Source organism: Vibrio sp. Isolate24 (genome assembly GCF_022398215.1).
GTDB lineage: Bacteria > Pseudomonadota > Gammaproteobacteria > Enterobacterales > Vibrionaceae > Vibrio > Vibrio coralliilyticus_A.
Genome location: NZ_JAKEUU010000001.1, coordinates 257,673 through 283,168 on the forward strand (window position 1 = coordinate 257,673; position 25,496 = coordinate 283,168).

General features: G+C 43.8%; 26 protein-coding genes. 10 read left to right on the plus strand and 16 right to left on the minus strand.

Annotated features, from left to right (window positions below):
• Window positions 1-18 precede the first annotated feature (18 nt).
• A complete protein-coding gene (locus tag L1D23_RS01175; protein ID WP_239835429.1) occupies window positions 19-213 on the plus strand; it encodes a hypothetical protein in 195 nt (64 codons plus the stop codon).
• A 49-nt stretch (window positions 214-262) separates the two neighbouring features.
• Here L1D23_RS01175 and L1D23_RS01180 read toward each other — a convergent pair whose 3' ends face one another.
• The 7 genes from L1D23_RS01180 to L1D23_RS01210 form a co-directional block, all read right to left on the minus strand.
• A complete protein-coding gene (locus L1D23_RS01180; protein WP_239863764.1) occupies window positions 263-2,074 on the minus strand; it encodes a diguanylate cyclase in 1,812 nt (603 codons plus the stop codon).
• Window positions 2,067-3,236 (minus strand): substrate-binding protein, encoded by a 1,170-nt coding sequence (locus tag L1D23_RS01185; protein ID WP_239863766.1) that lies wholly within the window; start codon window positions 3,234-3,236, stop codon window positions 2,067-2,069. Before L1D23_RS01185 ends, L1D23_RS01180 begins: the two co-directional genes overlap by 8 nt.
• Window positions 3,237-3,369: 133 nt before the next feature.
• Window positions 3,370-3,978: a GGDEF domain-containing protein gene (locus L1D23_RS01190; protein WP_239863768.1), complete on the minus strand. Its 609-nt coding sequence runs from the start codon at window positions 3,976-3,978 to the stop codon at window positions 3,370-3,372.
• 154 nt (window positions 3,979-4,132) lie between these two features.
• Window positions 4,133-4,441, minus strand: coding sequence for a helix-turn-helix transcriptional regulator (locus tag L1D23_RS01195; protein ID WP_239863769.1), 309 nt, complete (start codon window positions 4,439-4,441; stop codon window positions 4,133-4,135).
• A 352-nt stretch (window positions 4,442-4,793) separates the two neighbouring features.
• Complete coding sequence (gene dgcA / locus L1D23_RS01200; RefSeq protein ID WP_239863770.1) at window positions 4,794-5,765, minus strand: N-acetyl-D-Glu racemase DgcA; 972 nt, start codon at window positions 5,763-5,765, stop codon at window positions 4,794-4,796.
• Window position 5,766: 1 nt separating this feature from the next.
• Complete coding sequence (gene dgcN / locus L1D23_RS01205; RefSeq protein ID WP_239863771.1) at window positions 5,767-6,777, minus strand: N-acetyltransferase DgcN; 1,011 nt, start codon at window positions 6,775-6,777, stop codon at window positions 5,767-5,769.
• A 102-nt stretch (window positions 6,778-6,879) separates the two neighbouring features.
• Window positions 6,880-7,755 (minus strand): LysR family transcriptional regulator, encoded by an 876-nt coding sequence (locus L1D23_RS01210; RefSeq protein WP_239863772.1) that lies wholly within the window; start codon window positions 7,753-7,755, stop codon window positions 6,880-6,882.
• 152 nt (window positions 7,756-7,907) lie between these two features.
• Between L1D23_RS01210 and yegD the strand changes: the two genes are divergently transcribed.
• The 3 genes from yegD to L1D23_RS01225 all read left to right on the plus strand — a co-directional run bounded on the left by yegD (window position 7,908) and on the right by L1D23_RS01225 (window position 11,465).
• Window positions 7,908-9,260 (plus strand): molecular chaperone, encoded by a 1,353-nt coding sequence (yegD, locus tag L1D23_RS01215; RefSeq protein WP_239863773.1) that lies wholly within the window; start codon window positions 7,908-7,910, stop codon window positions 9,258-9,260.
• A 388-nt stretch (window positions 9,261-9,648) separates the two neighbouring features.
• Window positions 9,649-10,659: a porin gene (locus tag L1D23_RS01220; protein ID WP_239863774.1), complete on the plus strand. Its 1,011-nt coding sequence runs from the start codon at window positions 9,649-9,651 to the stop codon at window positions 10,657-10,659.
• A gap of 191 nt (window positions 10,660-10,850) precedes the next feature.
• Entirely contained in the window at window positions 10,851-11,465 is a 615-nt protein-coding gene (locus L1D23_RS01225; RefSeq protein WP_239835419.1) for a fumarylacetoacetate hydrolase family protein, read from the plus strand.
• 173 nt (window positions 11,466-11,638) lie between these two features.
• On the opposite strand, the gene L1D23_RS01230 is transcribed toward L1D23_RS01225, so the two are convergent.
• The 3 genes from L1D23_RS01230 to L1D23_RS01240 form a co-directional block, all read right to left on the minus strand.
• On the minus strand, window positions 11,639-11,947 hold the full coding sequence (locus L1D23_RS01230) for an AzlD domain-containing protein (protein WP_239863775.1): 309 nt from the start codon (window positions 11,945-11,947) through the stop codon (window positions 11,639-11,641).
• Entirely contained in the window at window positions 11,947-12,663 is a 717-nt protein-coding gene (locus L1D23_RS01235; protein WP_239863776.1) for an AzlC family ABC transporter permease, read from the minus strand. Before L1D23_RS01235 ends, L1D23_RS01230 begins: the two co-directional genes overlap by 1 nt.
• A gap of 77 nt (window positions 12,664-12,740) precedes the next feature.
• Window positions 12,741-13,568: an AraC family transcriptional regulator gene (locus L1D23_RS01240; RefSeq protein WP_239863777.1), complete on the minus strand. Its 828-nt coding sequence runs from the start codon at window positions 13,566-13,568 to the stop codon at window positions 12,741-12,743.
• A 208-nt stretch (window positions 13,569-13,776) separates the two neighbouring features.
• On the opposite strand from L1D23_RS01240, the gene L1D23_RS01245 reads away from it, so the two are divergent.
• The 6 genes from L1D23_RS01245 (at window position 13,777) to L1D23_RS01270 (ending at window position 18,735) form a co-directional block, all read left to right on the plus strand.
• Complete coding sequence (locus tag L1D23_RS01245) at window positions 13,777-14,415, plus strand: LysE family translocator (protein WP_239863778.1); 639 nt, start codon at window positions 13,777-13,779, stop codon at window positions 14,413-14,415.
• Between the two features lie 49 nt (window positions 14,416-14,464).
• Window positions 14,465-14,884 (plus strand): GNAT family N-acetyltransferase, encoded by a 420-nt coding sequence (locus L1D23_RS01250; protein ID WP_239863779.1) that lies wholly within the window; start codon window positions 14,465-14,467, stop codon window positions 14,882-14,884.
• An 82-nt stretch (window positions 14,885-14,966) separates the two neighbouring features.
• On the plus strand, window positions 14,967-15,332 hold the full coding sequence (locus L1D23_RS01255; protein WP_239863780.1) for a hypothetical protein: 366 nt from the start codon (window positions 14,967-14,969) through the stop codon (window positions 15,330-15,332).
• Between the two features lie 92 nt (window positions 15,333-15,424).
• Window positions 15,425-17,524: a protein-disulfide reductase DsbD domain-containing protein gene (locus L1D23_RS01260; protein WP_239863781.1), complete on the plus strand. Its 2,100-nt coding sequence runs from the start codon at window positions 15,425-15,427 to the stop codon at window positions 17,522-17,524.
• The gene (locus L1D23_RS01265) at window positions 17,524-18,024 is read left to right on the plus strand and encodes a protein disulfide oxidoreductase (RefSeq protein ID WP_239863782.1); all 501 of its coding nucleotides are present in this window, start codon (window positions 17,524-17,526) and stop codon (window positions 18,022-18,024) included. The genes L1D23_RS01260 and L1D23_RS01265 overlap by 1 nt, the downstream gene beginning before the upstream one ends.
• A 9-nt stretch (window positions 18,025-18,033) precedes the next feature.
• Complete coding sequence (locus L1D23_RS01270; RefSeq protein WP_239863783.1) at window positions 18,034-18,735, plus strand: DsbA family protein; 702 nt, start codon at window positions 18,034-18,036, stop codon at window positions 18,733-18,735.
• Window positions 18,736-18,782: 47 nt separating this feature from the next.
• Here the strand turns inward: L1D23_RS01270 and L1D23_RS01275 are convergent, their stop codons facing one another.
• The 6 genes from L1D23_RS01275 to L1D23_RS01300 form a co-directional block, all read right to left on the minus strand.
• On the minus strand, window positions 18,783-20,102 hold the full coding sequence (locus L1D23_RS01275) for an O-antigen ligase (protein WP_239863784.1): 1,320 nt from the start codon (window positions 20,100-20,102) through the stop codon (window positions 18,783-18,785).
• Between the two features lie 57 nt (window positions 20,103-20,159).
• Window positions 20,160-20,735 carry a hypothetical protein gene (locus L1D23_RS01280; RefSeq protein WP_239863786.1) on the minus strand — a complete coding sequence of 192 codons (576 nt, stop codon included), beginning with the start codon at window positions 20,733-20,735 and terminating at the stop codon, window positions 20,160-20,162.
• A gap of 137 nt (window positions 20,736-20,872) precedes the next feature.
• Window positions 20,873-21,565, minus strand: a complete 693-nt coding sequence (locus tag L1D23_RS01285; protein WP_239863787.1) for a VpsP family polysaccharide biosynthesis protein — start codon at window positions 21,563-21,565, stop codon at window positions 20,873-20,875.
• Window positions 21,565-23,769: an exopolysaccharide regulatory tyrosine autokinase VpsO gene (gene vpsO, locus L1D23_RS01290; RefSeq protein ID WP_239863790.1), complete on the minus strand. Its 2,205-nt coding sequence runs from the start codon at window positions 23,767-23,769 to the stop codon at window positions 21,565-21,567. Before vpsO ends, L1D23_RS01285 begins: the two co-directional genes overlap by 1 nt.
• A gap of 9 nt (window positions 23,770-23,778) precedes the next feature.
• On the minus strand, window positions 23,779-24,297 hold the full coding sequence (gene vpsN, locus L1D23_RS01295) for an exopolysaccharide export protein VpsN (RefSeq protein WP_239835405.1): 519 nt from the start codon (window positions 24,295-24,297) through the stop codon (window positions 23,779-23,781).
• Window positions 24,298-24,301: 4 nt separating this feature from the next.
• A complete protein-coding gene (locus L1D23_RS01300; protein ID WP_239863792.1) occupies window positions 24,302-25,492 on the minus strand; it encodes an outer membrane beta-barrel protein in 1,191 nt (396 codons plus the stop codon).
• Window positions 25,493-25,496: the final 4 nt, after the last annotated feature.

Genomic DNA, 25,496 nt, shown 5'->3' on the forward strand with positions numbered 1-25,496 from the left:
CGAAAAGGAGAATAGAAAATGGCGACATTTAAACAGGACATTCCACATCGCGTTACCGTTTACCATGATGATCTTGATCAGGAGAACGCGTTGAAAAATGCCATGCTGCCTGAAAAACCACGATATTTTAATGGCTCGCCCACTTATCAGGCGGACAGTATTGAAGAGTTTAAGACTAAACTCGGCCAGGTAGGGATGTCGCTTGATGAGTAAGTCATGTTAGGGGCAGATTTATTGTGATTCTACAAAAGCCCACATAGTATTAGTGTGGGCTTATCGTTTCTTGAAACTTAACTTGATTTCGCCCTTCCTTTTTAGCCATGTATAAGTGTTTATCAGCTCTCGAGAGTGCTCTGTCAAAGTCATCATCCAGCCACTCGACAACCCCAATACTTACTGTTACCTGGCTACTTACTACCGAGCGTAAGCTGGCGACAAGCTGTATTTCTACTCGACTTCGAATTCTTTCCGCTAGGTTCACTGCTTCTTCAAGCTGGGTCTCCGGTAAGATTAATGCGAACTCTTCTCCACCGAGTCGGCCAAAGATATCCGATTCTCGAATTTCGCTCGTAACCAAAGTGCAGAAGGTTTTCAGCACCGAGTCTCCAATAGCATGGCCGTAGTTGTCATTAATTTGCTTGAAGTGGTCAAGATCCATCATACAAATACAAGAAGGCGCATTATGGCGGCTGATATCTTCAGCGTGGTCGACTAATGCACGTCGATTAAGAATGCCAGTTAGAGGGTCTTCACGTACCAGTTTAACCAGTTGAGACTCTTTAGTCTTGATGCTGTAAGCCATGTCGGAAAAGGCACTAAAAAGTTGGCCAATCTCATCATCACGGACTGAAAAGTCAGTATTTGCTTTTCCTGTTCTCGATAGTATGGAAATACGGCGGCGCAGGTCAACAATTGGTGATGCGATATAACTGGAGAGAAAAAGTGTCAAAGAGACGAATAAAAACAGTGCAATCATTAAGTAAAGTAACACTTCACGTAGTAACAATAGATTTCTCGATTTCAACTCGTCCATCGATACAAATACTATCAAACTGACACCCTTTTGGCTGTTGGGAACCTTAGGGAGATGGTTATTGACCGAGATGAGGTGGTTCTGAGTATGGAGAACAATTGGTTGATTGATGAGAATTCCTCCAAGGTCATTTCTCATCTGTGGCTTATTGGTTGGGTTCAGCCCCGTTGTGGCAAGAGAGTCCAGCGGTAAGTGGTTGACAGAGGATAATGAACGAAGACCTTGGTTGCGAACCATAAGAACATCCACATGTTCAAGTCCACTTTGGGTAAGAGTATTTTTTATTTGGTACAGATGATCTTCAACAATAGTGCGATCCAACACGGCGGTATAGAAGCCGATGATTTGTTGATTACAGTTAATAAGGGGGCGAGAGTAGAAGTAACTTGCAGTATCAAAGATTAGACCAAGCTTTGAAATGGTTTCTGCACTGGCTAAGCTGATGACTTGGCGAGGAAGGCTCCGTCCTTCGCGAATCTTTACCAATAAGTTACTCAAATTTCGGCTTGCCTGAGAGTTGATTTCGCCACGTTTGTTTAGGGCGAGTAATTGTTCGAGTGTTTCTTTTTCCAGCCTGAGGTTTTCAGGGTAGGTGGTTTGCCATTCTTGGTAAGAAGTGTGTAGCAAGGCTAGGACATGTTCGGGAAGGAGAATCAGTCCTTTGATATTTTTACGCAGCACGTAGCGATTACTTTTATTTGATGACAGGCTAAAGTGTGTCACTTGACCTGATAAATCGGAAATCGCGAGTGCGGAAAAACCGCTGGTGAAACTTAGAGCGTCTGAAGCGGATAAAGATAGAGACGTTTCCCCTTCTTTACAGGTACTTATTTCATTACTGAGTCGATCAAACTCAGTGAAACGACCCTCAACATAATGGCTAATTTCATTCGCTCCTAACGAAGCAGAAAGCTGTACAGATTGATAAATATGGTCAATGGTGAGCTTTTCTCTCGCGTTATAATAGGCGTAACTGAAGATCAGCAATGAAATTGCTAGAGGCAAAAGTATGATGAAAATCTTTACGCTGAGTTTATTCATTGCCTATAGATCTTTGATCCTCAGGTTTAATGGTCCCTAGTCGCTCGATGACGTTAAGCTGTCCAGCCGCAAATTGGCCTAAGTACATTGGTAGCTCAAAATGATGGTCATCTCTGAGTTTAATTGCTAGATCTTTTTCGTATAGGGTTAATCCCGGTAGCTGATTGATGACGGCTTCTTTATCAACAACCCCAGCTTGTTCAATCGCGGCTTTTAGCAAGTAAATGAGGTCATAATGAGCTTTACTAGAGTAGGTCACAACAGATTCGGCGCCATGATGAGCTTTGTAGTCATTGACGAATTTTTGCAGAATGGGATCGTCGTTGCTACTGAAAAAGTGCAGAGCTGTCAGTATGCCTTCCAGTGAATCGTTATCGAGATTGGACAGATAGGTTTCATCAGCAGCGAAAGCAACAACCTGAACATCGCGGCCAAAGTCAAAAGATTTCATCTGTGATAAGAACGTAAAACCGTCAGCCCCTGGCAGGGTGAGCATCAATGTTTCAGCACCAGATTCTTTTATACGTTCGAATACGGGAGTGAAGTCTTTTATACCAAATGGGGTAAATTCAATATCGGTGACGTTTCCCTGATGTGTACTGACTGACTTTACAATACTCTTAGCCATCCTGTGCGGCCAAATGTAGTCATAGCCAAAGATATAGAAGTGTTTACCGATATTCTCTATCAAATAAGGGACAATGGGTTCAATGTAGTGCTCAGGTATTGTGCTGTAGCAAATCAAATATCGGCTGTAATGACGTCCTTCGTAATCGATCCCATAAAAAAGGGGCGTATAAAAAGTTTCTGCAACTTCTGCCATCGCGTAACGGGCTGCACTGCTTACAGGGCCAAACAAGGCAAATACTTGATTTTGCTGCACAAGCTCACGGCTGTATTTCACGGTTTTCGCTGGATCGGTTTGATTATCACGGATAACAAGCTCCAGCTGGCGATTGAGTACCCCACCTTGTGCATTGATTTGGTCTACTGCCAGTTGGGCGCCTTTTAGTGCTTGTTGACCGTATATGGAAAAGCTTCCTGTTAGGGGTAAAACAACACCAAGTTTGATATTGGGTTGCTGGGGAAGGCAACTGACGGTGAACAGCAAAATCAATGCTGTAGAAACCAATTTTATCTTATGCCTAATCCGTATCACCATAAGCTACCTTGAGAATCCTTTCTCGTATTCTATTAATAAAAGTTTAAAAAGCGCATTAAGTAAAGTGTTGTAAGGCAATGAGATATATTACTTTGCTAACAGCAAAAATCGCTCAGGAGATAGCGAAATGCATTCATGATTCATTCGCTTGAGCAGGTCGGCGCCCTTTTGACGACGACCTGCGCCTTTTCATCAGGTACATGTTTTTATCTGCTCGTGTAATTGCCGAAAATAATTCACCATTCTTGCTGCCGGAAACGCCATAGCTGAATTCAATCTCGGAGTTTGCTACATAATCTAGTAAACGCTCAATAAAATCACTACTGCGACCTGGCCGGACATAAGCAATAAACTCATCACCTCCGTAACGAACTAAATATTCATTCTTCAAAACACAGTGTGACAAATATCGTGCGAAGAGTACCAGTAGAGCATCTCCATAATCGTGCCCTAATGTGTCGTTAATCGTCTTGAAGTTATCAATATCCAAATAGATCACATCGTAGTTTTTTTCCGGTATCTTAGGCATGAACTTTCGATTATGAAGTTGAGTAAGGTGATCTTTCTCAGATTCTTCTTTGAGTTTAAAATATAACGAAGATACTCCAGATAGCATCAATGCATGAGCTATAAGCAGCGTTGTCGATGAAATCAGTAAGATGACATCTTGATGCTCAAAAGTAATCGTTGGCCACGATAACTGATAATAGTTGATGTATAGCTCAATGATCATCGAGACCATAGCTAATACACATCCATATAATATTTTATTGCTCACTTGATGGCGCAATAAAAGGTAGGAAATGTAGAGAAGAATTATGATTTTTATCAGTTGTATGGCGAGGTCGAGTTCAGAAATCATTGTTGTGTCTATCCAAAACCGCAAAGATGCTAACTTATTGTTTTTGAATCCCTTCTAGTATTTTAAGAATATCAAGCTTTGTTGTTTCACTGTGGCTGGATGCTTCTATTATGATATTTGCTAGTGTATCGTCATCACAGTAGAAGTAAGCGACGGTTATACCTAATACCGCAGATATGCGTTTTACAGTCGTGTAATCAGGAGCATGTTTACCAGTTTCGTATTGACTAATTCTAGCGCTAGCGCTTCCTGACTCCATTCCTAGTTTTTGTCCCAGCTCTTCTTGAGTGATCCCTCTTTTCTTTCTTATGTCTCTTAGCCTTCTAGGTAATGGGCTGGTCATGCAGTGAGTACCTCCACTATCAAAGCAGAGCCATTTTAACCTTATAGTATTAGATATATTACTAAGGAATTTTTAGATTCTAAGTTTTTAGGTATATCTATTAAATAAGTAATGACTTTTTCACTGTTATCGACAGGGATTTTATGAACTTGAGAATAATGTTTTGTCAATTTAGGGTTATATTTGAATAATGTATCGTATGAATTTTTTATAATTGTTTTTCTAGTACTTTAATATTAGTTTTGCCTAGTTACTTTGGGTTATTGATTGATCAATAAGTGGGCAATAACCTCGCAAAAAACAAATAATATTTAATGCGAGCTTATAATTTCTAAAAAATAAATTATTTGATTTATTTGTCTAGACCTAAAGTGCCAGATTGGTATTTCAAGCTATCAAGAATATCAGTACCTAATAAAACAGGGCCATCTAAGTCAACGATGTCCGCACGTGTGGCAATAGGCAGAGCGGCTTTCATTGCTAGAGAAGTGCCCAGCATGCAGCCCACCATGATGTGGAACCCCTTGGCTCTGGCTTGCTGATCCAGAGCTATCGCTTCAGTCAGGCCTCCTGATTTATCAAGCTTAATGTTAATCATCTCATAGCAGCCTTCTAGTTTTGTAAGATCGTCACTAGTGTGGCAACTCTCATCAGCGCACAAAGGAATAGGGTGAGGTATCCCTTTCAGCATATGGTCGTAGCCTTTAGGCACGGGTTGTTCAATCATGGTGATGTTGAGCGTGTGGAGTGCCTGAAATAGAGTCGTTAGGGATTCATTTTGCCATGCTTCATTGGCATCAAGAATAATTTTACTTTTGGGGGCGGCTTGCCTGACGGCTGTGACCCTTGGCAGAATTTGCCTATTATCCAGTTTGACTTTCAGTATAGTCGCGCCTTGAGAGACGTATTCTTTGGCTTGCCGGGCCATCTTCTCTGGTGTGTCGATCGAAACTGTCATCGCTGTTTCTATTTTAGAGCGAATATCAAAGTATGGAGATGGAAAGTGTAATCCGTCCTCTTTTGCCATCAAATCCCATAGTGCACAGTCGAGCGCATTCCTCGCTGCACCTGCAGACATGTATTGCAGTTTAGTTTTTGCTTCTTTAGGTGGAAGCGTATTGAGTCTTGGGATCTCCTGTTGAATTTGTTCTAACACTGATTCAACACTTTCGCCATACCTTGGGTAAGGCGTACACTCACCTAATGCGACATGTGAACGATAGCAAATCTTGACTCTGACGATGTCACAGTGGGTTCTGACACCACGTGAAATAGCAAACGGTTTTGCGAGAGGGATCGATTCACTCCAAGCGGTAATGTCCATGTTACCCTCTCAGAGTTTTAATATTGGCGGCAATGGTTGCTATACCAAAGCGTACCGGATCGGTGACAGGCACTTGATATCTGTCCTGCCAGTCTGCACATAGTGTTTTTGCTTCTTCTTCACTTATTGCTGATGTATTGAGGCTGATCCCCGCAAGCAGTACCTGAGGGTTGGTTAGTCGTGCAGCGGCTAGGTTCGCCTGGATCGTGGTTTCAATACTGGGTAGTTGGCAATGAGGTAAATGGCGAATGTGCGGGCGGCCTATTTCATGGCACAGCACAAGTGCATCGGCTTGTGCACCGTGAAGTAAACCAAGGCTGACACCAGCAAAAGAAGGGTTGAACAAGGAGCCTTGGCCTTCGATGATGTCCCAATCATGATCGACAAATTCCGGACTGATTTTTTCTACGGCGCCTGAAATGAAATCCGCAACAACAGCGTCAATTGAGATACCTTGGCCGTCAATGAGGATACCGGTTTGTCCAGTTGCCTTGAACTGTGCTGAGACCTCAATGTCTTTTAATGCTTTTTCTAATGCGAGTGCTGTGAACATCTTACCCACGGAACAGTCAGTACCTACCGTTAATAATCGCTTACCTTGACGTGGAATGCCTTTGCCCACTTCAAGGCTTTGATCGTAATGACGGACATCGTGAAGGCGAGTTATTCCTTGCTTTTCCAACTCAGCAAGCGGTGGGATCTCTTTTAGCTTCTGATGCATGCCTGAGGCAATGTCAAAACCAAGTTCTGCCGCTTGGATTAGGCAAGTTAGCCAGTTGTTGGGTATGTAACCACCAGCGTTGGTAGTACCAATCACCAGAGTTTTTGCTCCTTGGTTTTTGGCTTCTTGTAGAGATAGATTAGGTAGGTTGAGAGTGACAGTGTCATCTGTCAGGCGGAGCTCACCGACACACTGTTCCGGTCTCCAGAGTGCAATACCTCGTGCAGTTTTGGCGGCAATAGGGTCAGTGACATCGCCTAGGAAGAGTAGGTAGGGTTGAGTGATAGACATAAGCATCCTGGTTATCGGGTTAGAGATTCTCTAACTCTATTAAAACCAGTGTTTAGAGCCGAATACTTATTCGTTTGTAGGGTATAACATCAAGTTATACGTTTAAATCGTATCTTTCTTAAGTTGCTCTGCGAACCATTTGGCAGACACTGACAGTGGCGAGTGCTGGCAATAGAGTAACGATACCGTCACTGGTATAGCAGGGGTAAGTGAGGCGCAATGAACCTGAGGGTTGAATTGATAATGCTGAGCCGTCCAAGGATCGACAACGGCGTTTGCAGCGCCATGTACTACCATTTCTGCGGCAACGTTATAGCTTCTCACACTGATTTTGGGATGAAAGCTGGGGAAAGTGGCAAGGATACTTTGATGTAGTTGAATTCCAAGTGGGTCTCTTGTGTCGAGGGTGACTAATGGCAACGAGCTTTCAAGTAAATCCGCGAGTGTGACCGAAGTGTTTTCGCATGTTCCTGTGGGAAGTAATGCTTTCATTTCGGTATTATATAGTGTGCTTTGGACGATGGGGGACGCTGTCTCTTCTCCAAAACATACTGCGAGATCCCATTCATTTTTGACCAAACCTTCAATGAGCTCATCTCTGTTTGCTGTACACACCTCTAAGGTATAATCGGTATACTTACACACTTGGGCGATCATTGGAGAAAGAAACCCCGATGCTAGGATGGGCGGAGCACCAATACGAAGATGATGTTGACCGTGTTTGAGCTTACTGGTTAAGCGTCGAAACTGTCCGAGCTGCTGATATATTTTTTCGGCTTCTGCAATCAGAAAGTGTGCTTCTTGAGTTGGTATTAGTCGACCTTTAATCCGCTCAAATAAGGTGAAACCAAGTTGTTGCTCAGTATGCGCCAGTACTCGGGTTACATTGGGTTGTGAAACATGAAGCTGCTTCGCTGCGCCCGAAACTGTACCAGTCTGCATGACGGCATAAAACACTTCTATCTGACGTAGGTTCACAGCCAATTTCCCTCTAAGAACGTGAATAACTTAGCGTCACTTTAAAACAAACAGAACAAGTTAAAAAGATTTAACCAAACCGGGTTGACCTGTTTATGCGGGTAGGCTTTACTGTGCGGCCCTATTTTGGCAGAAGCATAGAGAGGTGATTAATGGCGATTGGATTCGATTACGGAACGGCGAACTGTTCGGTGGCAGAGTTAGTCAATGACGAGGTCAGACAAATCCCTCTTGTTGGAGATAACTACTATATTTCGTCAACACTGTGCGCACCAACGGCAGAAGTGGTATCGGAGTATTTATTTCGCTGCTTGGATATTTCACCTGGAAGTGATATCAGCGAAAGTGTTTTGCGTCGGGCGATTAAGCTAAACCGTGAAGAAGGACTGGAGGTACGTTTTGATGATGTGCGATTTGGACAGCAAGCATTAGAGCTTTATTTGGAAGACCCGAAAGATGTCTATTATGTCAAATCACCAAAATCTTTTCTTGGTGTCACTGGCTTACGCGATATGCAGTTGGCTTTCTTTGAGTATTTGGTTTGTGCCATGATGGCCAATATCAAGACGCAGACTGAGTTCGCACTACAAAAAGAGGTTTCACAAACCGTTATTGGGCGTCCGATTAACTTTCTTGGCCGAGGGGGTAATGAATCGAATGTTCAAGCGGAAGGCATTTTGCGTCGTGCTGCTTCACGAGCAGGCTTCAGAGATATTGAGTTCCAGTTTGAGCCTTTGGCGGCTGGCTTGGATTACGAAGCGAGTCTAACAACCGACAAAAATGTACTGGTTGTAGATATTGGTGGCGGAACGACAGACTGTTCATTTGTTCAAATGGGACCAACTTGGTGTGGTAAACAAGATCGTACCCAGTCATTGATTGCGCATTCAGGTCAAAGAATAGGCGGCAATGACCTAGATATTTTCACTGCCTTTAAATGCTTTATGCAGGCGTTTGGGATGGGGTCTACTAGTCAGTCTGGTTTGGATATACCCACTACTCAGTTTTGGAACCCCATTGCAATTAATGATGTTCAGGCACAGCGAAAATTTTACGCGCATGACAACCTCAAGCTACTACGACAAATGTGGAAGGAAGCACGAGAGCCTGAAAAGCTGGCTCGACTAGTACAAGTGCATCAAGAGACGCTTGGCTATTCAGTGATTCGTGAAGCAGAGCGAACCAAGATAGCACTGGCTGATGCTGAAACGTATGACGCAAATTTAGATCTACTTTCTGAAGTCGTTTCTCTTTCTGTGACGCGCGAACAAATAGAGCAAGCGATCTTGAATCCGACCGAAAAAATTAAAGCGTTGGTGGTTGAAGCTATTAAACAAAGCAGTACAAAACCCGATGTGATTTATATGACAGGAGGTTCTGCTCGCTCACCTATTCTAGCAGGAGCAGTAAGATCAGTATTACCCGAGATACCTTTGGTCAGTGGCAACTATTTTGGCTCTGTGACAGCGGGACTTGCACGTTGGGCGAATACCATTTTCAGATAGTCTATTAATGGATAACGAAGTTTGCTTCTTGTTGTTACATTTCGTCTAGTCGCTATCCTGTTAATTTGACTGGATTTAGCTTAAAAAGGCCTCTATTGATAGAGGTCTTTTTACTTTTTTTAAAAAAGTTCCGATTAAATTTTTAAAAATGTGAAGTCGATCGTTCAAAGTGAAAGTTTATTACCTCTCTTAAAAAAGGTAGGTTTTTCATGTGGTTAAAAATTGTTCATATTTTTATTATTTGAGTATTTGCTAATAAAATCCTGCTATAAGCAATTAATTGCACTTAATTTTTGAATATTTCGTACTACGTTTTAAATGTTCGTGATGCTTTGGTCCTTCAGGCCATACACGGACAGAGGTTACAACCCTAAACGGACGTTAAGTTATGAAAATTAAATTATTAGCCGCTGTCATTGCGGCAACAGCATGTGGTACTAACGCTTTCGCTGCAGAAATTTACAACAGCGAAGGTTCAACAATCTCTATCGGTGGCTACGTTGATGTAGGTATTGGTGAGTATGACTCTGCAGATGAGGTTGAAGTGCATGATGTCTCTCCTCGAATCAACATCTCGGGTACGCAAGATCTGGGTAATGGTGTGACAGTCGATGCAAAAGGTGAATGGGCACTCGATTACTTGGATGGTGGTGATACTTCCTTTACTACCCGTCTGGGTTACATAGGCGCAACTCATGATCAGTTTGGCCGATTTGTTGTTGGGACACAGTGGTCTCCATACTATGACGTAGCAGGTGTTGCGGATTTACCTATCGCGTTTGCCAACGAATACCTATATGACGATCACAACAATCTAGGTACGGCTCGGGGCGAGGACATGGTCAGTTACCGCAAGGCGATCGAGCTTGGTGACATGGGAAGCTTAAACTTAGGTCTAGCTTGGCAAGGAGAGCACACTGACTCGACGTCTAGCACGCTGTATGATGCTCGTGGACAAATTGCACTATCAATAGGCGTGTATGGTTTCAACCTAGGCTATTCATACAATGGCGGTGACGTTGCAAATGTAGACGCGCATTCGCATGTGTTTGCATTTAGCTCAGGCTCATACGGTGATGGACTATATTCGGCCGTTGTTTATGCAATGAATGAAAACATGAACGATGATGTGGTGAGTAGCGGAACCATGGCTGAAAGCGATCAATATGAAGTTTTATTGGCTTATGCATTTGGTAACGGCTGGAATTTAAGTGCTAACTATGAAGCAGAGATTAACGATAAGACCAATAAAACTCAGTACAGTGAGTCTGCATTGCAGGCGGAGTATACCTTCACACCTAAGTTTATGGGGTTTGTGGGTTATCAGTTTGACCTAGGCAATGATATCAACGTGAAAGAGGAAGACAATTGGACTATTGGTGCTCGTTACTTCCTATAAAATAATAACATCTACTGCCTCAACACATACTTGTGTTAGCGCCTATCCTGTATTGGGTAGGCGTTTTTCTGTTATTTAGGCTTTGAGTGCATCAATATTGGGTATTGGATCTTAGTTTCGATACGCAATTGGTCAATTCATCAATCGGTTGAATTAACATGGCCGTCAGCGTTAATCATCAAGGAAGAAGCATGCATTCGGTTAAAATTGGCGAGAAAACTATCCACCCGACCAAGATCCTCTGTGTGGGACGAAATTATCTTGAACACATCAAAGAGCTGAATAATGCGATTCCTGATGAAATGGTGATATTTAATAAACCTTCCTCCTCTATCTCTTCTCAGTTGATGGCTCATCATGGTGAAACTCTGCATTACGAAGGGGAGATCTGCTTTATTGTACGCAATGGTCAATACAGTGCGGTCGGTTTAGGGTTAGATTTAACTAAGCGTGGGTTGCAATCCAAACTCAAAGACAAAGGCTTACCTTGGGAGCGTGCTAAAGCATTTGATGGTTCTGCGGTGTTCAGCCGATTTATTCCATTAAATGGTATTGCGATTGAATCACTTGAGCTTGAGTTATTCATTAATTGTGTCCGTGTTCAAAAAGGGGCGGTAACACAGATGCTCTATCCTCCTCAAACGATTCTTGAAGAGCTGAAAACTTACACGACGCTTTGTGACGGTGACATTATCATGACGGGGACACCACAAGGGGTGGGAGAAGTTCACTTGGGTGATGTATTTCTTGGCCGTTTGATCGCTAACGGCAAGACTTTAATAGAAATTGAGTGGGTAGCGCAATAGTTCTCTACCGTTAAGCCATTGGGAGGGATAGCCTCTGAAGGAAATGCATTCAGAGGTTATCATTATGGAATGCTGTCACTCGCTACCAAAAGGTTTCAGTCAGTCGCAGGGGTTCTCGTCACCTGAATGATGACATTGAGCTGCTTAATTGTATTGCTGGCCTCGATGTTGGGTTAAATACATTGCAGAACGACAAACACAACCATGCTTACTAAGGTTGTCAGCAGCACATTTTTTGTCTTCCATGCCAATATTGCCGCTAACATAGCTGAGATTAGATAAGGGTTGTCTGGTGCTAGCCAGAGTTGATTTTCGGGCATGAATACGATCGGTGCCCAAATGGCGGTTAAGACAGCTGGGCTTGAATAGCTGAGTAAGCGATGTGCTTTAGGATTTAATCTAAGGGGTAATTTAGGTTCAAGAAACAAATAACGGCTGAGAAAAACCAGCATTGTCATTGCGAAAATGGACAGCATAACCATTAATTTTCCCCTCTTAACGTCTCGCAGCTATAGCCTGCTACCATGCCACAAACGCTTGCGACCATAAGACCTGAATCGATCATCAAATAGTGACACAGAACAGAGACAACCAGGGAAACCAGAACGGCGATGAGTGTTGGCGAACTCTTAATGTTTGGTGTCACGATTGCGATGAAGGTTGCGGCGACTGCAAATTCCAGCCCAAGCTCATTCATTGCGGGTATTTGGCTTCCAGCTACAATACCGGCCAATGTCGCTAGGTTCCAGCAGACATAAAAGCTCAGCCCCGCCCCAAGTGCATACCAAGGATCAAATTGTTTCTCAGATTGTTGACCGCATATAGCGAACAGTTCATCTGTTAATAAAAAACCAAGCGCTAAGCGCCAATTGAGTGGTAATGGACTGACTTTGCTGCGCATAGAGACGCTGTATAAAAAGTGGCGTGAGGTGATAAAAAATGTGGCTAAAAGCATAGTGGTGAGCCCAGCCCCAGCTTTTAACATGCCAGTAGCGACGAGTTGAGCGGAGCCGGCAAAAAGAATCGCTGATAGCGCTTGGCTTTCTGCCACACTCAGTCCAGCATCTATCGCAAAAGAGCCGGCCAGTAGTCCCCAAGGAATAACGGCAATGCTCAATGGCATCATAGCCAAGGCTCCTTGTATGAATAAGCGTGGTTTGCTTGGCGAGTAAGAAGGGTTCAATGTTGTGCTACTCATAAAAATCAGGTTAGTTGTTAGACTTGCTATTTATTAAGGCATACGTCAAAGCGTGTGCCTTGTATAAAATTGCTCAGTTAAATACTGCTGGAGTACTGCTTTGGTGTGACGCCCATCGCTCGTTTGAAGTGGCGATGGAAGTGGCTTTGATCGTGGAACCCGGATTCCTGAGCGACATCGGAAATTTTCATCCCTTGCCTGAGAAGCCGTTTTGCGTATCTCAGCCTTGACTGAATTTGGTACGAATGCGGAGGCAAACCATACAGCTTTTGAAAACTTCGAACCAAATAAAACGGGCTTAACTCGGCGAGTGTTGCTAAGTCTTCAAGAGATACATCGGCTTGGGGAAAATCATCAAGAAATTCTTTCACTAAGCTGAGGCTGGCAGAGCTTGATGTGATCAAATCACTGGAATGACGGTTTTTACTGTGTCGAGCCATCAACTTAATGAGAGTGCCATAAACTAAGGTTTCTCGGAGAAGTTTATTCTCTGATTTCTCCAAAACATCAAATACAAGCCTAAGCTGCTGCGCCATCTCTGGGTCGTAGACGACGGGATCAGGGAAGTAGGGAGTAGACAAATTTGAAGCTAAGCCGCTTGTTAATTGTGTGAATTGTTCAGGAAGAGGGTACATGGCTTTGTATTCCCACCCTCCTTCAGTGGCTGTCTGACCGTTATGAACTTCATCTGCATTGACCAAAATGATGCTGTCTTGTGGAGCTATATGATTGCCACCAGTTCGATAGAACTTTTGCGCTCCTCTTTCTATGACACCCACGGTATAGCCTTCATGACTATGACGAGAAAAGTTTTGATTCGTGTATTTTGCGTCTAGTAATTCAAGCCCGCCAAGCTCAGAGGCAAGTTGAAAACGTGCCGATTCCTTTTTGTTCTTCTCAGCCATGAAGACACCCTGTTATTAATCCCTCACCAGTCTAGCTTATAAGTTTCATTTATTTTTGTACAAAATTGCTGTCTGACTAAGGATATATGAAGGCTTTATTGTTAATTTATGTGTCGATTTTTTGGGCATTTTATGAATTAAAAATCTGGTTATTGATTTTAGGTTGCTATAAAATTCCGCCTTTTCTTTTCTGGCTAATATAATAACTATGATTGATATTTCAGTGCTTCCTGTTTATTTAACCGCGGTGGTGGCACTTTTGTTACTGCCTGGCCCAGATATGCTTTTGATCGCTAGCTCAAGTATGAGTTATGGCCGCAGGGTCGGTGTGTTTGCCAGTTTGGGGAATGCTACATCAGGCGTGATCCTGACCCTTCTCGCAGCAGCGGGTGTTTCTGCTTTGGTAGCAATGAGTCCTTTAGCACTCAAAGCACTCCATCTTTTAGGTGGGAGTTATTTGCTAAAAATGGGTTGGGATTGCTTGCGTGCCAATGACAGTGGAAACCCTGAACTAGAGTCATCAACTAAATTGGCAGGGGCTTTTTATCAAAGAGCGCTGGTCAGTAATTTACTCAACCCGAAAGCGTTAGTCTTTTTTGTTATGTTCTTGCCACAGTTTGTTTCGGCTAAGATTGAAGCATCATCTGGTGAGCAAATGTTAGTCTTGGGATTATTGCTCAATGTGCTGGGGTTGCTTTTCAATTTCCTGCTCGTGGCGTTGGTCGGTACCTTGGGCAAACCCTTGCTAGAAAATGCAAAGTTCAGGACTTATCAGCATAAATTTATGGGAATGATCTTTGTCATTTTAGCAATTTGGATGCTAAGCTCGTTTATCGCAGATTTGTAAGGTAAGGCCGGCTTTAGCTGGCCTTACTTATTGTTAGGAAAGGAATTCTATGCACATTAATTTTATGCTAAACCCGCCGAAAAATATTAAAGATGCCATCTACAATGGTTTGAAGTCATTTAATCTTAAGCATTTTCCAGATGAAGATATTGTCTCATTGGCTTGTATTGCAGAAGATGAAAGTGGCAATTTTGCTGGTGGCTTAACGGGAGAGATATTCACGAATACTTTATTTGTTGAATTTTTGTGGGTTGATGAAGTCAAACGTTCTGCTGGAACTGGTTCAAAGCTGATGGCGCGTGTAGAGCAAGAAGCCAAAGCTTACGGTGTCACGGATATTTATCTGGATACTTACTCGTTTCAGGCGCCAGATTTTTATCTTAAGTTAGGATTTAAAGAGGTTGGACGTTATGACGGCTTTCCTACCGCTGGTGTTGATAAGATTTTTTTACAAAAGAAAGTTGTCTAGTAAAGTTCTGACACTACACTAACACTCACTTTGACCGCACACCGATAATGGGGCGGTTTAACACTCGGATTTAAAAGAGTTGATGATCAAGCGTTTGAAATCTGCTGCAATGGCGAGAATTACCCTACTTTTAGTTGGGTGGGTTTTTGCTATCTGCTTTATGCAGAATACCAGTATCATCAGTATGTGCTCGTTTAAGCAGTCTGTGGTTACAGACACTATCCAGTTCAGCGATAATAGTGACGAGATTCAAAAACAATGCGATCTGACAGAAAAACTGCTCAGTAGTGCCAAGGTTAACCTTGATAACATGATGGTACCGATGTTTTTGCTCTTTGTGATTATCGTTGCTTGGCTGACCCAGGTACGGCCAGAGACTCCTTCCTTTACTGAACCCATTATTCCCAAGTCTAGGGTTCACCTCACCTTGTGTGTTTTTAGAGAATAAATTTAGTCACTGATTTCTGACTTTTGTCAGAGGATTCAATACGTCTGTTACATCAACCATTGAATAAAATGGTGACTATTTTGGAAATACACATGAGAAGTTTATTTAAAGGCACCGCTGTCAGCATAATATCTTTGTTGCTTGCGCTGAGTGCGGTGCTGTCTATGGCTTATGCGTCAACACCAGTCGATACAGGCTGGATGAGTAAGGAAGAGCACCCGCCACTCAAAACCCGCCTCGTTCTTACGGGTCAAATTGACGAATCGGCAAAAACAGTCGAGGGGTTACTTGAGGTCGAGCTTGATGATGACTGGAAAACCTATTGGCGTAGCCCTGGTGAAGGGGGGATAGCACCTTCCATTGACTGGGGTGAATCAACGAATTTAGCCAATGTGAAATGGCATTGGCCTTACCCCGATCAGTTCAGTCTATTGGGTATCAACACTCTCGGTTATAAGGAAAAGGTGACCATACCGATGACGTTGCAGGTTGAAGATTTCTCTCAGCCGGTGTCGATCGATGCTAATTTAACGATGTCATCTTGTACGACGATCTGCGTGCTTACCGATTATCCATTCTCGCTCACGTTTATGCCAAGTGACTTAATGATTAATCAAGAAGCGCTCTATAAACATGCTCAGGCGATCAGTCAGGTACCTAAGTCTTCTCCTTTATTATCTAATGCAACAGCGACTTGGGATACGAGCGAGAATGTTCTTCAGGTAAAGATGACTAAGGCGCTGGGCTGGCAAGAACCTGAGCTAATTGTGGATGGGCATACCGATGAGGCTAAAGAGTATAGCTACAAGTTAACCAATGTTAATGTTGATGAAAACACGGTCATTGCTACGTTTGAAGTGTCGAGTTGGCTCGGGGAGATTGAGTTTGATGACCAGAGCGTGTTTGTCACAGTTCAGGACAAAAATTTCCTTGCTGAGCAAGATGTTGCTGTCGTTAATGGTGCCATCGTTAAGCAAGATATATCTCTGTTGCCGATGATCGGCTTTGCCTTATTTGGTGGCCTAATCCTGAATGTAATGCCCTGTGTATTACCTGTTCTGGGGATGAAGCTGAGCAGTATCGTTGCGGTTCAGGGGGTAGAGCGACGCCAGATTCGCTGGCAATTCTTGGCGTCTTCGGCAGGTATTCTTACTTCGTTCTGGTTACTTGCGGCATTTCTTTTGGTGCTCAAGCTGACGGGCAATGCCGTCGGTTGGGGAATCCAATTCCAAAGTGGATGGTTTCTTGCCATTATGGTGCTGGTTACTGGTCTGTTCGGTGCCAATATGCTGGGTCTGTTCGAAATTCGTCTTTCATCACAAGCCAACACTTGGGCGGCATCAAAAGGGGATAACTCCTACACCGGACACTTTACCCAAGGTATGTTTGCCACTCTGTTGGCAACTCCGTGCTCGGCTCCGTTTTTAGGCACAGCGGTTGCGTTTGCTTTAGCCGCCAGCTCGTTGGAGTTATTGGCTATCTTTACGGCATTAGCGTTGGGTATGGCGCTGCCATGGATTGGTGTTGCACTTTTCCCTGGAATCGCCAACTTACTGCCTAAGCCTGGCGCATGGATGAACAAGCTCAAACTTTTGTTTGGCATCATGATGCTAATGACCAGTGTCTGGTTACTATCACTGTTAAACAACCATATTCCTTCGTTCTGGATCGTCTTAATAGCGTTGCTTTCAGTAGTGCTGATTCTGGCCCGCGTTAAGAAGGTTTATGGCGATAAAGCGATGGCAATTTCTGGCGCAGCAGCCGTACTCTTGCTGGCAGGTGGATTTGTACTAGCCAGCTTGACGACCGAACATTGGGCGACACCATTACCCAATGATCTTGTTTGGCAGCCTCTGTCTGACGAACGCATTCATCAAGCTGTGGAACAGGGGCAAACCGTATTTGTGAATGTCACGGCAGATTGGTGTGTCACCTGTAAAGCAAATGAGATTGGAGTCATCCTTCAGGATCCAGTTTACTCTGCACTGAAGCATCCTTCGATGACTCTGATTGAGGGAGACTGGACACATCCTGATGGCTCAGTCACTGATTACCTAAGAGCGAATGGTCGCTTTGGTGTTCCTTTCAATATCGTCTATGGCCCTGAAGCACCTCAGGGTATCCCTCTGCCCGTCATTTTATCAAGTGACGCGGTTATGGAAGCGATTGCAACTGCAGGGGGAAACCGCTAGTGAAACGTTCTGTACGTTACTGGCTTAAAGAGGTTCTGATTCTGGTGGTATTGGGTATTGCCATTACCTCTGCTATGGATTGGTTTCGTAGTCAGAGTCTGCCTACGGAGTCTGCGCCACCGATTATGGGGAGGACTATGGATGATCAATTCGTTGACGTTATTGCGATGAGCTATGAAGAACCTGTAGTGGTTTATTTCTGGGCAACATGGTGCCCTGCATGTAAGTTTGTCAGCCCTACGGTTGATTGGCTCAGCCAGTATTATCCAGTGGTCGGTGTTGCCGGTTCGTCAGGTCCTTCAGAGCGTGTTAAGCGGTTCATGCAGGCAAAAGATTATCAATTTAGCAATATTAATGATCAAAAAGGGGAGATATTCAATCGTTGGAATATCTCTGTGACCCCAAGTATTTTTATAGTCAAAGAGGGCAAGGTGGAAAGTATTACAACAGGAATCACTACACCACCAGGAATGCTGGTTAGGCTTTGGCTAAATCAATAGGAATAAAAAGTGATGAAAAAATTAGCAATTATCTTAGCGATGAGCACTTTTGCTATCGCCCCCTTAGTCCAAGCACAAACGCAGGATGAGAAGATCAGTGAGATTGTCGAAATGCTTAACGCCAATCCGAGTATTGTCGATGGGCTTCATGAAAGTTTGGGTTTGTATGTCAAACAACAGCAGCAGTTTGATCAATTTTTGTCGAGCAGCAAAGCGTATATTAATGACCCGAAACACACTTCTATGGGGGCAGAAGACGCTGAGCTGACATTAATCAATGTGACGGATTACAGCTGCCCTTACTGCAAAAAACTTGATACTGAATTGGAGAAGTTAATTGAGGATTATCCTCAGGTTAAAATCATTAACTTATACGTCCCTCTAAAGGAAGGGATGTCTAACGTCAATTCAGCAGGCTATGCCTTAAATGTATGGCATAACGCACGGGAGAAATACCCGCAGGTGCATGAATTGTTGGTTGCAAAACCCGGAGTTCATGATGCGGTTTCTCTGGCTAAAATTGCCAAGAAAACAGGCACGGAGCAATACTTAAATAATCCTGAAGACGTCGAACAACAGTTAGAGAACAATTACGCTTTGTTCAATGGTTTTGGCTTGCGAGGAACACCTGCATTGATCGTCGGACAAGATGTTATCCCAGGGTACGTACCATACCAAAAGTTAGAAGAAGTGGTTGAAAAACACCTGTAATTAAAAAAGGAACACTCCTTCATTGAGAAGGAGTGTTCGCTTACTCGCTAATCATTTGGGCGTTTACGCTTTACGGCAGGGATGGTAACAGCCCAGTGAGCGATGAGTAGACAAAGTAAGAAATAGAGAGTAGTAGCAGGTGCTTGCAATGGAAAGTCGACACTCATATGGATTAACATTCCCAAGATAGCCATAAAAGCTCCTAGCCCGGCCCCTTTCATTTGGCGGCTGCGACGTTGTTTAAATGCCACTATAGATTTACGAAGAGAGGCAATAACGATAAGAGCTAGTATTGAGCTACCAATTAGTCCATATTCAAAAACAAACTGTACATAGTCGTTATGGGCATGGTCATAAAATAATTGGATGTTTCCATTATTAAATGCCTGAAATGAAGAGTAAAAGCTTCCTCCACCATAACCAAGCCATGGTTGTTGCTGAATGGCCTCCAAGGCAGCATAAATCACATCGTCTCGCGACTCATTACTCAGGCTGGTTTCGACTAAACGCTGCTTGACCTTGTCTAAACCAAACCATGTACTCACGATCACAGTATCAATCACGAATAGGCTGGCAATAAGAACATACATACTTTTAGGTTTATTTTTATACAGCAGTAATAGGAGTAAGCTGCCCGTTGTTAAAGCGACAAAAAAAGCGACGTTCCCCATTCGCGACCGGGTCAAAACTAAAGCAATGACCATAATGATCAAGCCCAAACGAATAAAAGCCTTATCGGATAAGAACACGGCGAAAAAGCGTTGTGCAGACAGGCGAATACTTTGCTTTTGGCTATCTTGCAATTGTGCGATTAGCAAGCCAAAGCCGATACAAAGATTGATCAATAAGAAGTTTGCCAGATGATTGTGATAAACAAAACTCCCTGAGGCTCGATGACCCACGGGTAAATCAAACATGGGTGAGAGAGGCAGGTCGAGCAATTGAATGACCCCCGCATAAAAACCTTGGCACACCCCGCTGCTGACCATGACGATGAGCAGGGTTTTGAGTCTTGGCATGCTAGTAATGACCACTGATGCGACTAAGCAAAGCTGTAAATAATGCAGTGTTTTAACGGAAGAAACGAGTGCCAGCCCTGTGTCTTCAAAAGACCCAAAAGGGAATAGAGGCTGAGCAAAAGCCCATACCGTAAAAATAGTTAATGGTACTAACAGCGACTGAGTTCGTTTAAGGCTATGTCGCCAACGATCGCTGGAATAACAAATCACACAGAGAAGCAGCATTCCCGCGATAATAAATTCATTAATCGACCATGCCCATGGACGGTTACCTCCCAAAGGAATTGGTAGCCAAAATACAAACAGAAGAAACGCAGGATAAATGAGTCGTTCAAGGAAACGTGTCATATAAAAAGCACAAAAAAGAGGCAGGCTCAAGGCCTGCCTTAACAATACAAATTCAACTTAATTAGGCGAGGCAGTACCGCCGCCACTACCGTTGCCCGTGCCAAGTGCGGTCGTAGCACCCGGATTCACCGCCAAAGGTGGAGCTGTCGCAATACCTGCTGCGGTTGGTTCACTGATTAACGCCGGGTCGGCACCACCTGAAATAGCAGCGACAAGAATGTCGGTTGGGTCAAGAAGGTTGAGCTCTGCAACGGCATCCACAATGTCTTGCGCGTAATCTGGAGCAGCCAGCACAGCTTGCTGGATAAGTTGTTCGTAGGCATCAGGCGCTGCATGGCTGACAATAATTGCTGTCGCTTTAGCTATTTGTTCTGGAGCGAGTGTTTGAATGGCTGCATCCAGAACCGCAAGGCTCTCACTTGTATGTGTTTGTGAAGCCATTGCCAAAATATCAGTTGATTGTTCAGGACAGCTCGAGAGTAAGCTAATCAGTGTCGAGGTGACATCTGTCGTGTCGTTTAATGAAGCCTCAATGGCATCAATATCTGAACAGGCAACGTTAGAGACTTCTTCTGCCATGCTGTGTGTTGAAAACACTATGCTGGTTATCAACATCCATATTTTGTGGTTCATTATGCTAATTCCTACTTACTCATAGTGAGGCGACAATCCAGCCAGTATATGGCTTTACGCTGATTAATCGACAAATATTGAACTAAGATTCTGTTTTTCTTAAAAATGATTCTCTTGCTTACTCATTTTTGAAACACTTATATGTTTAGGTAACGACATGAGGCTAAAGATGCGTAGTCGATATCCGGCATTTGCTTCATTACGATACAAGCGAAGCGGAATTTCTTGTTTTGTGTCAGGTAGTCACGAAATCTCTGTCGGACATCTTTATGCTTAATCGCCCTATAGATGTGGGGCATCGCTAGCTTGCGCTCATTGGGTGAGAACTGTTGCCAGTTGGACAAAGCTAAAGTGGCGATTTTAAAGTTTACCTGAGGTATGTAGGGACCTTTTATATCCGCTTGATGCAGATACTGCTCTCGGTTAGATCCTAGAAGCTGAGTCTCTAAAGTCGCTAAATCGGCCCAAGTATTGGGCCAGTTGGGTCGAAGCTCAGCGCTAATAAGATAAGCATTTTTCGCGAGTTCAAGATAAGCCTGTTTCTCTGCATCATCGCTGATGTAAGCTTTCCACTCGTACACTTTTCCTTGTAAATCGAAATAGTGTGGATGTGAAGAGTGGTGCTTAATGCTCGATTCAATGAGCATTTCAGCCTGCTCGATGTCACTGAGTTTAGGTTTATCGGCTGATTTATCCCATAGCTCAATCTGGTTCGATACCGCTTTGGCGTAGAGAGACGCTACGCCAAAGTGATATGAGAGATAAAGGACAAATATAGCGGACAATGCCAATCCTAACTTAGACAAAGAAGCGGCCAACTTACTTTTCATTAGGCGTTCTCGACCCCGTAGTATGATTGGTACTGTTTATAACCGCTATAGGCTGAAGCTTTCTTTACATTAAGCTTGTTGAGGATAACGCCATCGATTCTTGTTCCTTGTTGAGCGAGCTTACCGACGACATCACGTACTGTCTTGGTTCGGGTTTGAGACGCGTTGATAACGATAACAGCAGAGTCGACATAGCGAGACAGCATAAATGCGTCACTGACGGCGAGGCATGGTGGTGTATCGATGATAATGCGATCGTACTTCGTTTTTAATTGCTCAATAAAGTCAGAAAAGCTGGTAGAAGAGATCAGCTCAAGCGGGTTGTTGGTGTACGTGCCCGCAGCGAGTATATCCAACTCTGACTCATCATCCCGATATACACAATCTTCAATGGCGTGGGTTTTCGTCAATACGTTTGTCACCCCAGGCTGCGCTGATGGCAACCCAAATCGACGTGCGATGGTGGGTTTTCTCAAGTCGCAGTCGATTAATAAAGTCTTTTCCATCTGAGCCAGAGATAGCGCAAGGTTTAGTGCAGAGGTGGTTTTCCCTTCATCAGGCTGCGACGAGGTTACCATGACTACAGAGCTAGGCTTATTTGAGTTTGCCAGTAGATAACCCGTACGAACAGTACGTATAGCTTCTGTTAACTGGCGATTACGCTCATCAAAATAAGCTTTGCTATCCAGTGGACGTTTGTTTTTTAGTGACGGCACAATTCCCAGAATCTCCAGAGACAGTTGCTTGGATACCTGCTTGATATCTGTGAAAGTATCATTTACTGCATCCGCGACAAATGCCATTACACAACCAAAGCTCAGAGAGGCCAAAAACGCCAGAATCACGATCATTTTACGATTTGGCTTACTTGGTGCTAACGGAGGGCTAGCGTAGTCCGTAAAGCGTGCAATATTGGCGTTGAAATCGCTTGATGCGCTGGTTTCTTTTTGGCGACTTAAGAATAAATCAAATAGCTCACGGTTGGTCTGTACCTCACGTTTAAGCTCTGAATATTTGGCATTTTTAACCGTTAGTGCCTGAAACTCGACTTTGCGATTTTCGAGTTCTCGACGAATGGTTTGCTCAGCCTGCTTTGCAGCTTTAAGCTCATTATTGATGCCGTTCAGTAACTGGTTTAATTCTGAACGAAGGTTTTTCTTCACGGACTCTCGCTCGGCGATCGCGGCTTTGAGTTTTGGGTGTTTAGGCCCGTAGCGCTTTGAAAGCTCAGAGACCTTTCGCTCTGCCTGTACTTCCGCCACTTTGACGTCACGAATCGTCGGGTGATTTGAGATTTCAGGGACCGAGGCAAGTGCTGATAGCTGGCTTGAATCAGATTTATAATTTCTGGCCACTTGGTATAAGGTTTCCGAAGCGACTCGGCGATCCCGAGCTTTGTTGAGCTGGGACGTCAGCTCTGCGAGTTCTTGCGAAGCCAGACTCTCGACCCCTTGGATATCAACCAGCCCTTCAGCCTGCAAAAAGGCTTGGAGCTGAGATTCCGATTGGCGCAACTTCTCACGTAAATCACCAATACGCTCATTAAGCCAGCTGGAAGCTTGTTGAGTGACCTCGATTTTGGCTTCTATGTTGCTATCCATAAACACACGGCCAATTTCATTGGCAATTTGTGCTGATAATTCTGGATCTCTGCTGGTATAAGAGATCTGTACGAGCTGAGTCTTTCGAATCGGATTGATCGCTAAACCGCGTTTGAATTTGTACAAGACTAATTTGTTTCTGGCGTACTCCGACTTTTCAAGATCCTGCTCTGGTAGGGATTTTCTAAAGGCTTGTAATACAGGAAACCATTCAATTAACTTGTCTTTCAGTGAAGTGTCAGATTCCTCTTGTGCACGAGGATCAAACTCAGGATGGTTAGCCAAATTCAAGCGACGGATCACCTCTTCAGACACGCGATCCGATTTTAGAATCTCGATTTGAGTGAGGTAGTATTCTTGGCTTTTGGTATCTAAGCCGTAAAACTCCTCGATTGAGATAATATTAGCCTGTTTGGACTCAATTAATAATGTGGCTCGGGCGGTGTATTTTGATGGTAAAGACAATACAACCAATACCGCAATAGCAGTCACCAATAGTGAAAAAACAATGATGCGCCACTTGTAGTTAAGCAGCACTTTGAAATATTGGCGGATATCAATGAGCTCTTCTTTGCTCACCGGAGAATTCTGGGTATTTTCCATAATATTCAATTAAAAGAAGCTTTCTTCAACGGTGATAATGTCACCAGGTTGGATTCGGTGAAGTAGGGAAACACGAGTCGGCTCAGAGTTGGGTTCATCACTGGATGAGACAAAAATTTTGGTTTTTGACGCACGCTCGGTGAAGCCTCCGGCAATAGTGATCGCTTTGTTGACGGTTAACCCCGGATGAAATGGATAGCCACCGGATGCGATGACTTCACCATTGATAAAGTAAGGACGGTACTCGACAACGCTGACATAAACGTTAGGGTTCACTAAGTAACCATCGAGTAGGCCATCATGGATCGATTGTTTTACTTCTCTGAGCGTACGGCCTTTGAGAGCGATGCTGCCTAGAAAAGGATAATCGATGGAACCGCTGTCACTGACTCGAGTTTCAAGTGACAGTTCAGGTTCATCATAGACCTGAACTTTGATCAGATCACCAACGCCAAGACGATAAAGCTCATCGCTAGCCATAGCTTGAAATGAAAGACATAGCAGCAGAATTGAAAATAGAGACTTCATGAGCTTACATTACACCTTCTAGCGCTATGTAATAGACGGATTGGTCATAGCTAAAGTTGTTTAGGTTTGAATCACGTGATTCATAAGACACCCCGCCTTTGAACGTCAACCAACGACGGAAATCATAATCAAGATAAACGCTGGCTTTCGACGTATCGTCTTCTCGCGTGCTGTCCGTATAGTCCTCTGACATATAAGAAAGCTCAGTGTTTGTTGAGATGATCTCCGTCCAGTTATGAGACCAGTTCGCATTGTAAACTGAGGTATCAATTGCACCGCCAAGTCCATTAGGGTCGGTCGACTTGCGGCTGGTTTTCAGTTCTAGTGCCGAGTAGCTTCTTAACAAGTAAGCGACATCAATATCCCAAGAGAAAGAATCGAAATCTTTTCGCTGTGAGGCATCAAACTCTTTATTTTGATAACCTACCTTCACACTCCCGCGAAGTTTTCCTGTTGCATCCCAAGATGTGCCTAGATAAATGAAGTGATGCAAGCTATCACGTTCACTAGAGCCAGGAGCGACTTCGTTGTAACTTCTGTCATTGACAATGTACTGTGCTAACAAAGAGGTTTTTGGAAATGCCTTGTAGAAGAAAGCGGTACTGAATCGTCCTTCATCCCAATCCTGGTAACGAGTTACATTGCGGTTATTCTTGTACGACAAGTCCCCCCAACCGACATTGGCCTCTATTTGTCCCTTCGCTTCGGTACTGCCATAACGATAACCAAGATTGAAAGAATTCGAGACATACTTGTTGTAGTCGAGGTCAGTCGTTGTGTCGTTATCACCACGATTTTCATGCGTTTTTGCTAAGCTGTAACGTAGGTCGAGTGCGTTTCTTGAATTTGCTTCCCAGTAACTGGTGAGATCCAGAAAATGATCGGTGTAGTTATCCCGCTGAGAGCTAAAGAATTCACCGCGTTGGATACGGTATCCTAGGTTGTGCTTTTGTTTGCCATTTTCAAGCTCGAACCCAACGCCGGGCTCGTACACGCTAAACCAAGAACTGGTTTCATTGAATTCTTCTTTTGCTACGTTGCTGTTATGGCCACTGTATAGGTTCAGATAAGGCACAATAGCGATGCCTGACTCTGTTTCGATCGGCACCGGTGTTGGTGCAGCACAGATGGAATAAGACATCGCAATCGTCAGAAAACCGCTAGTGGGTGAGATGAGTTTGTTGAATCTATTCATAATA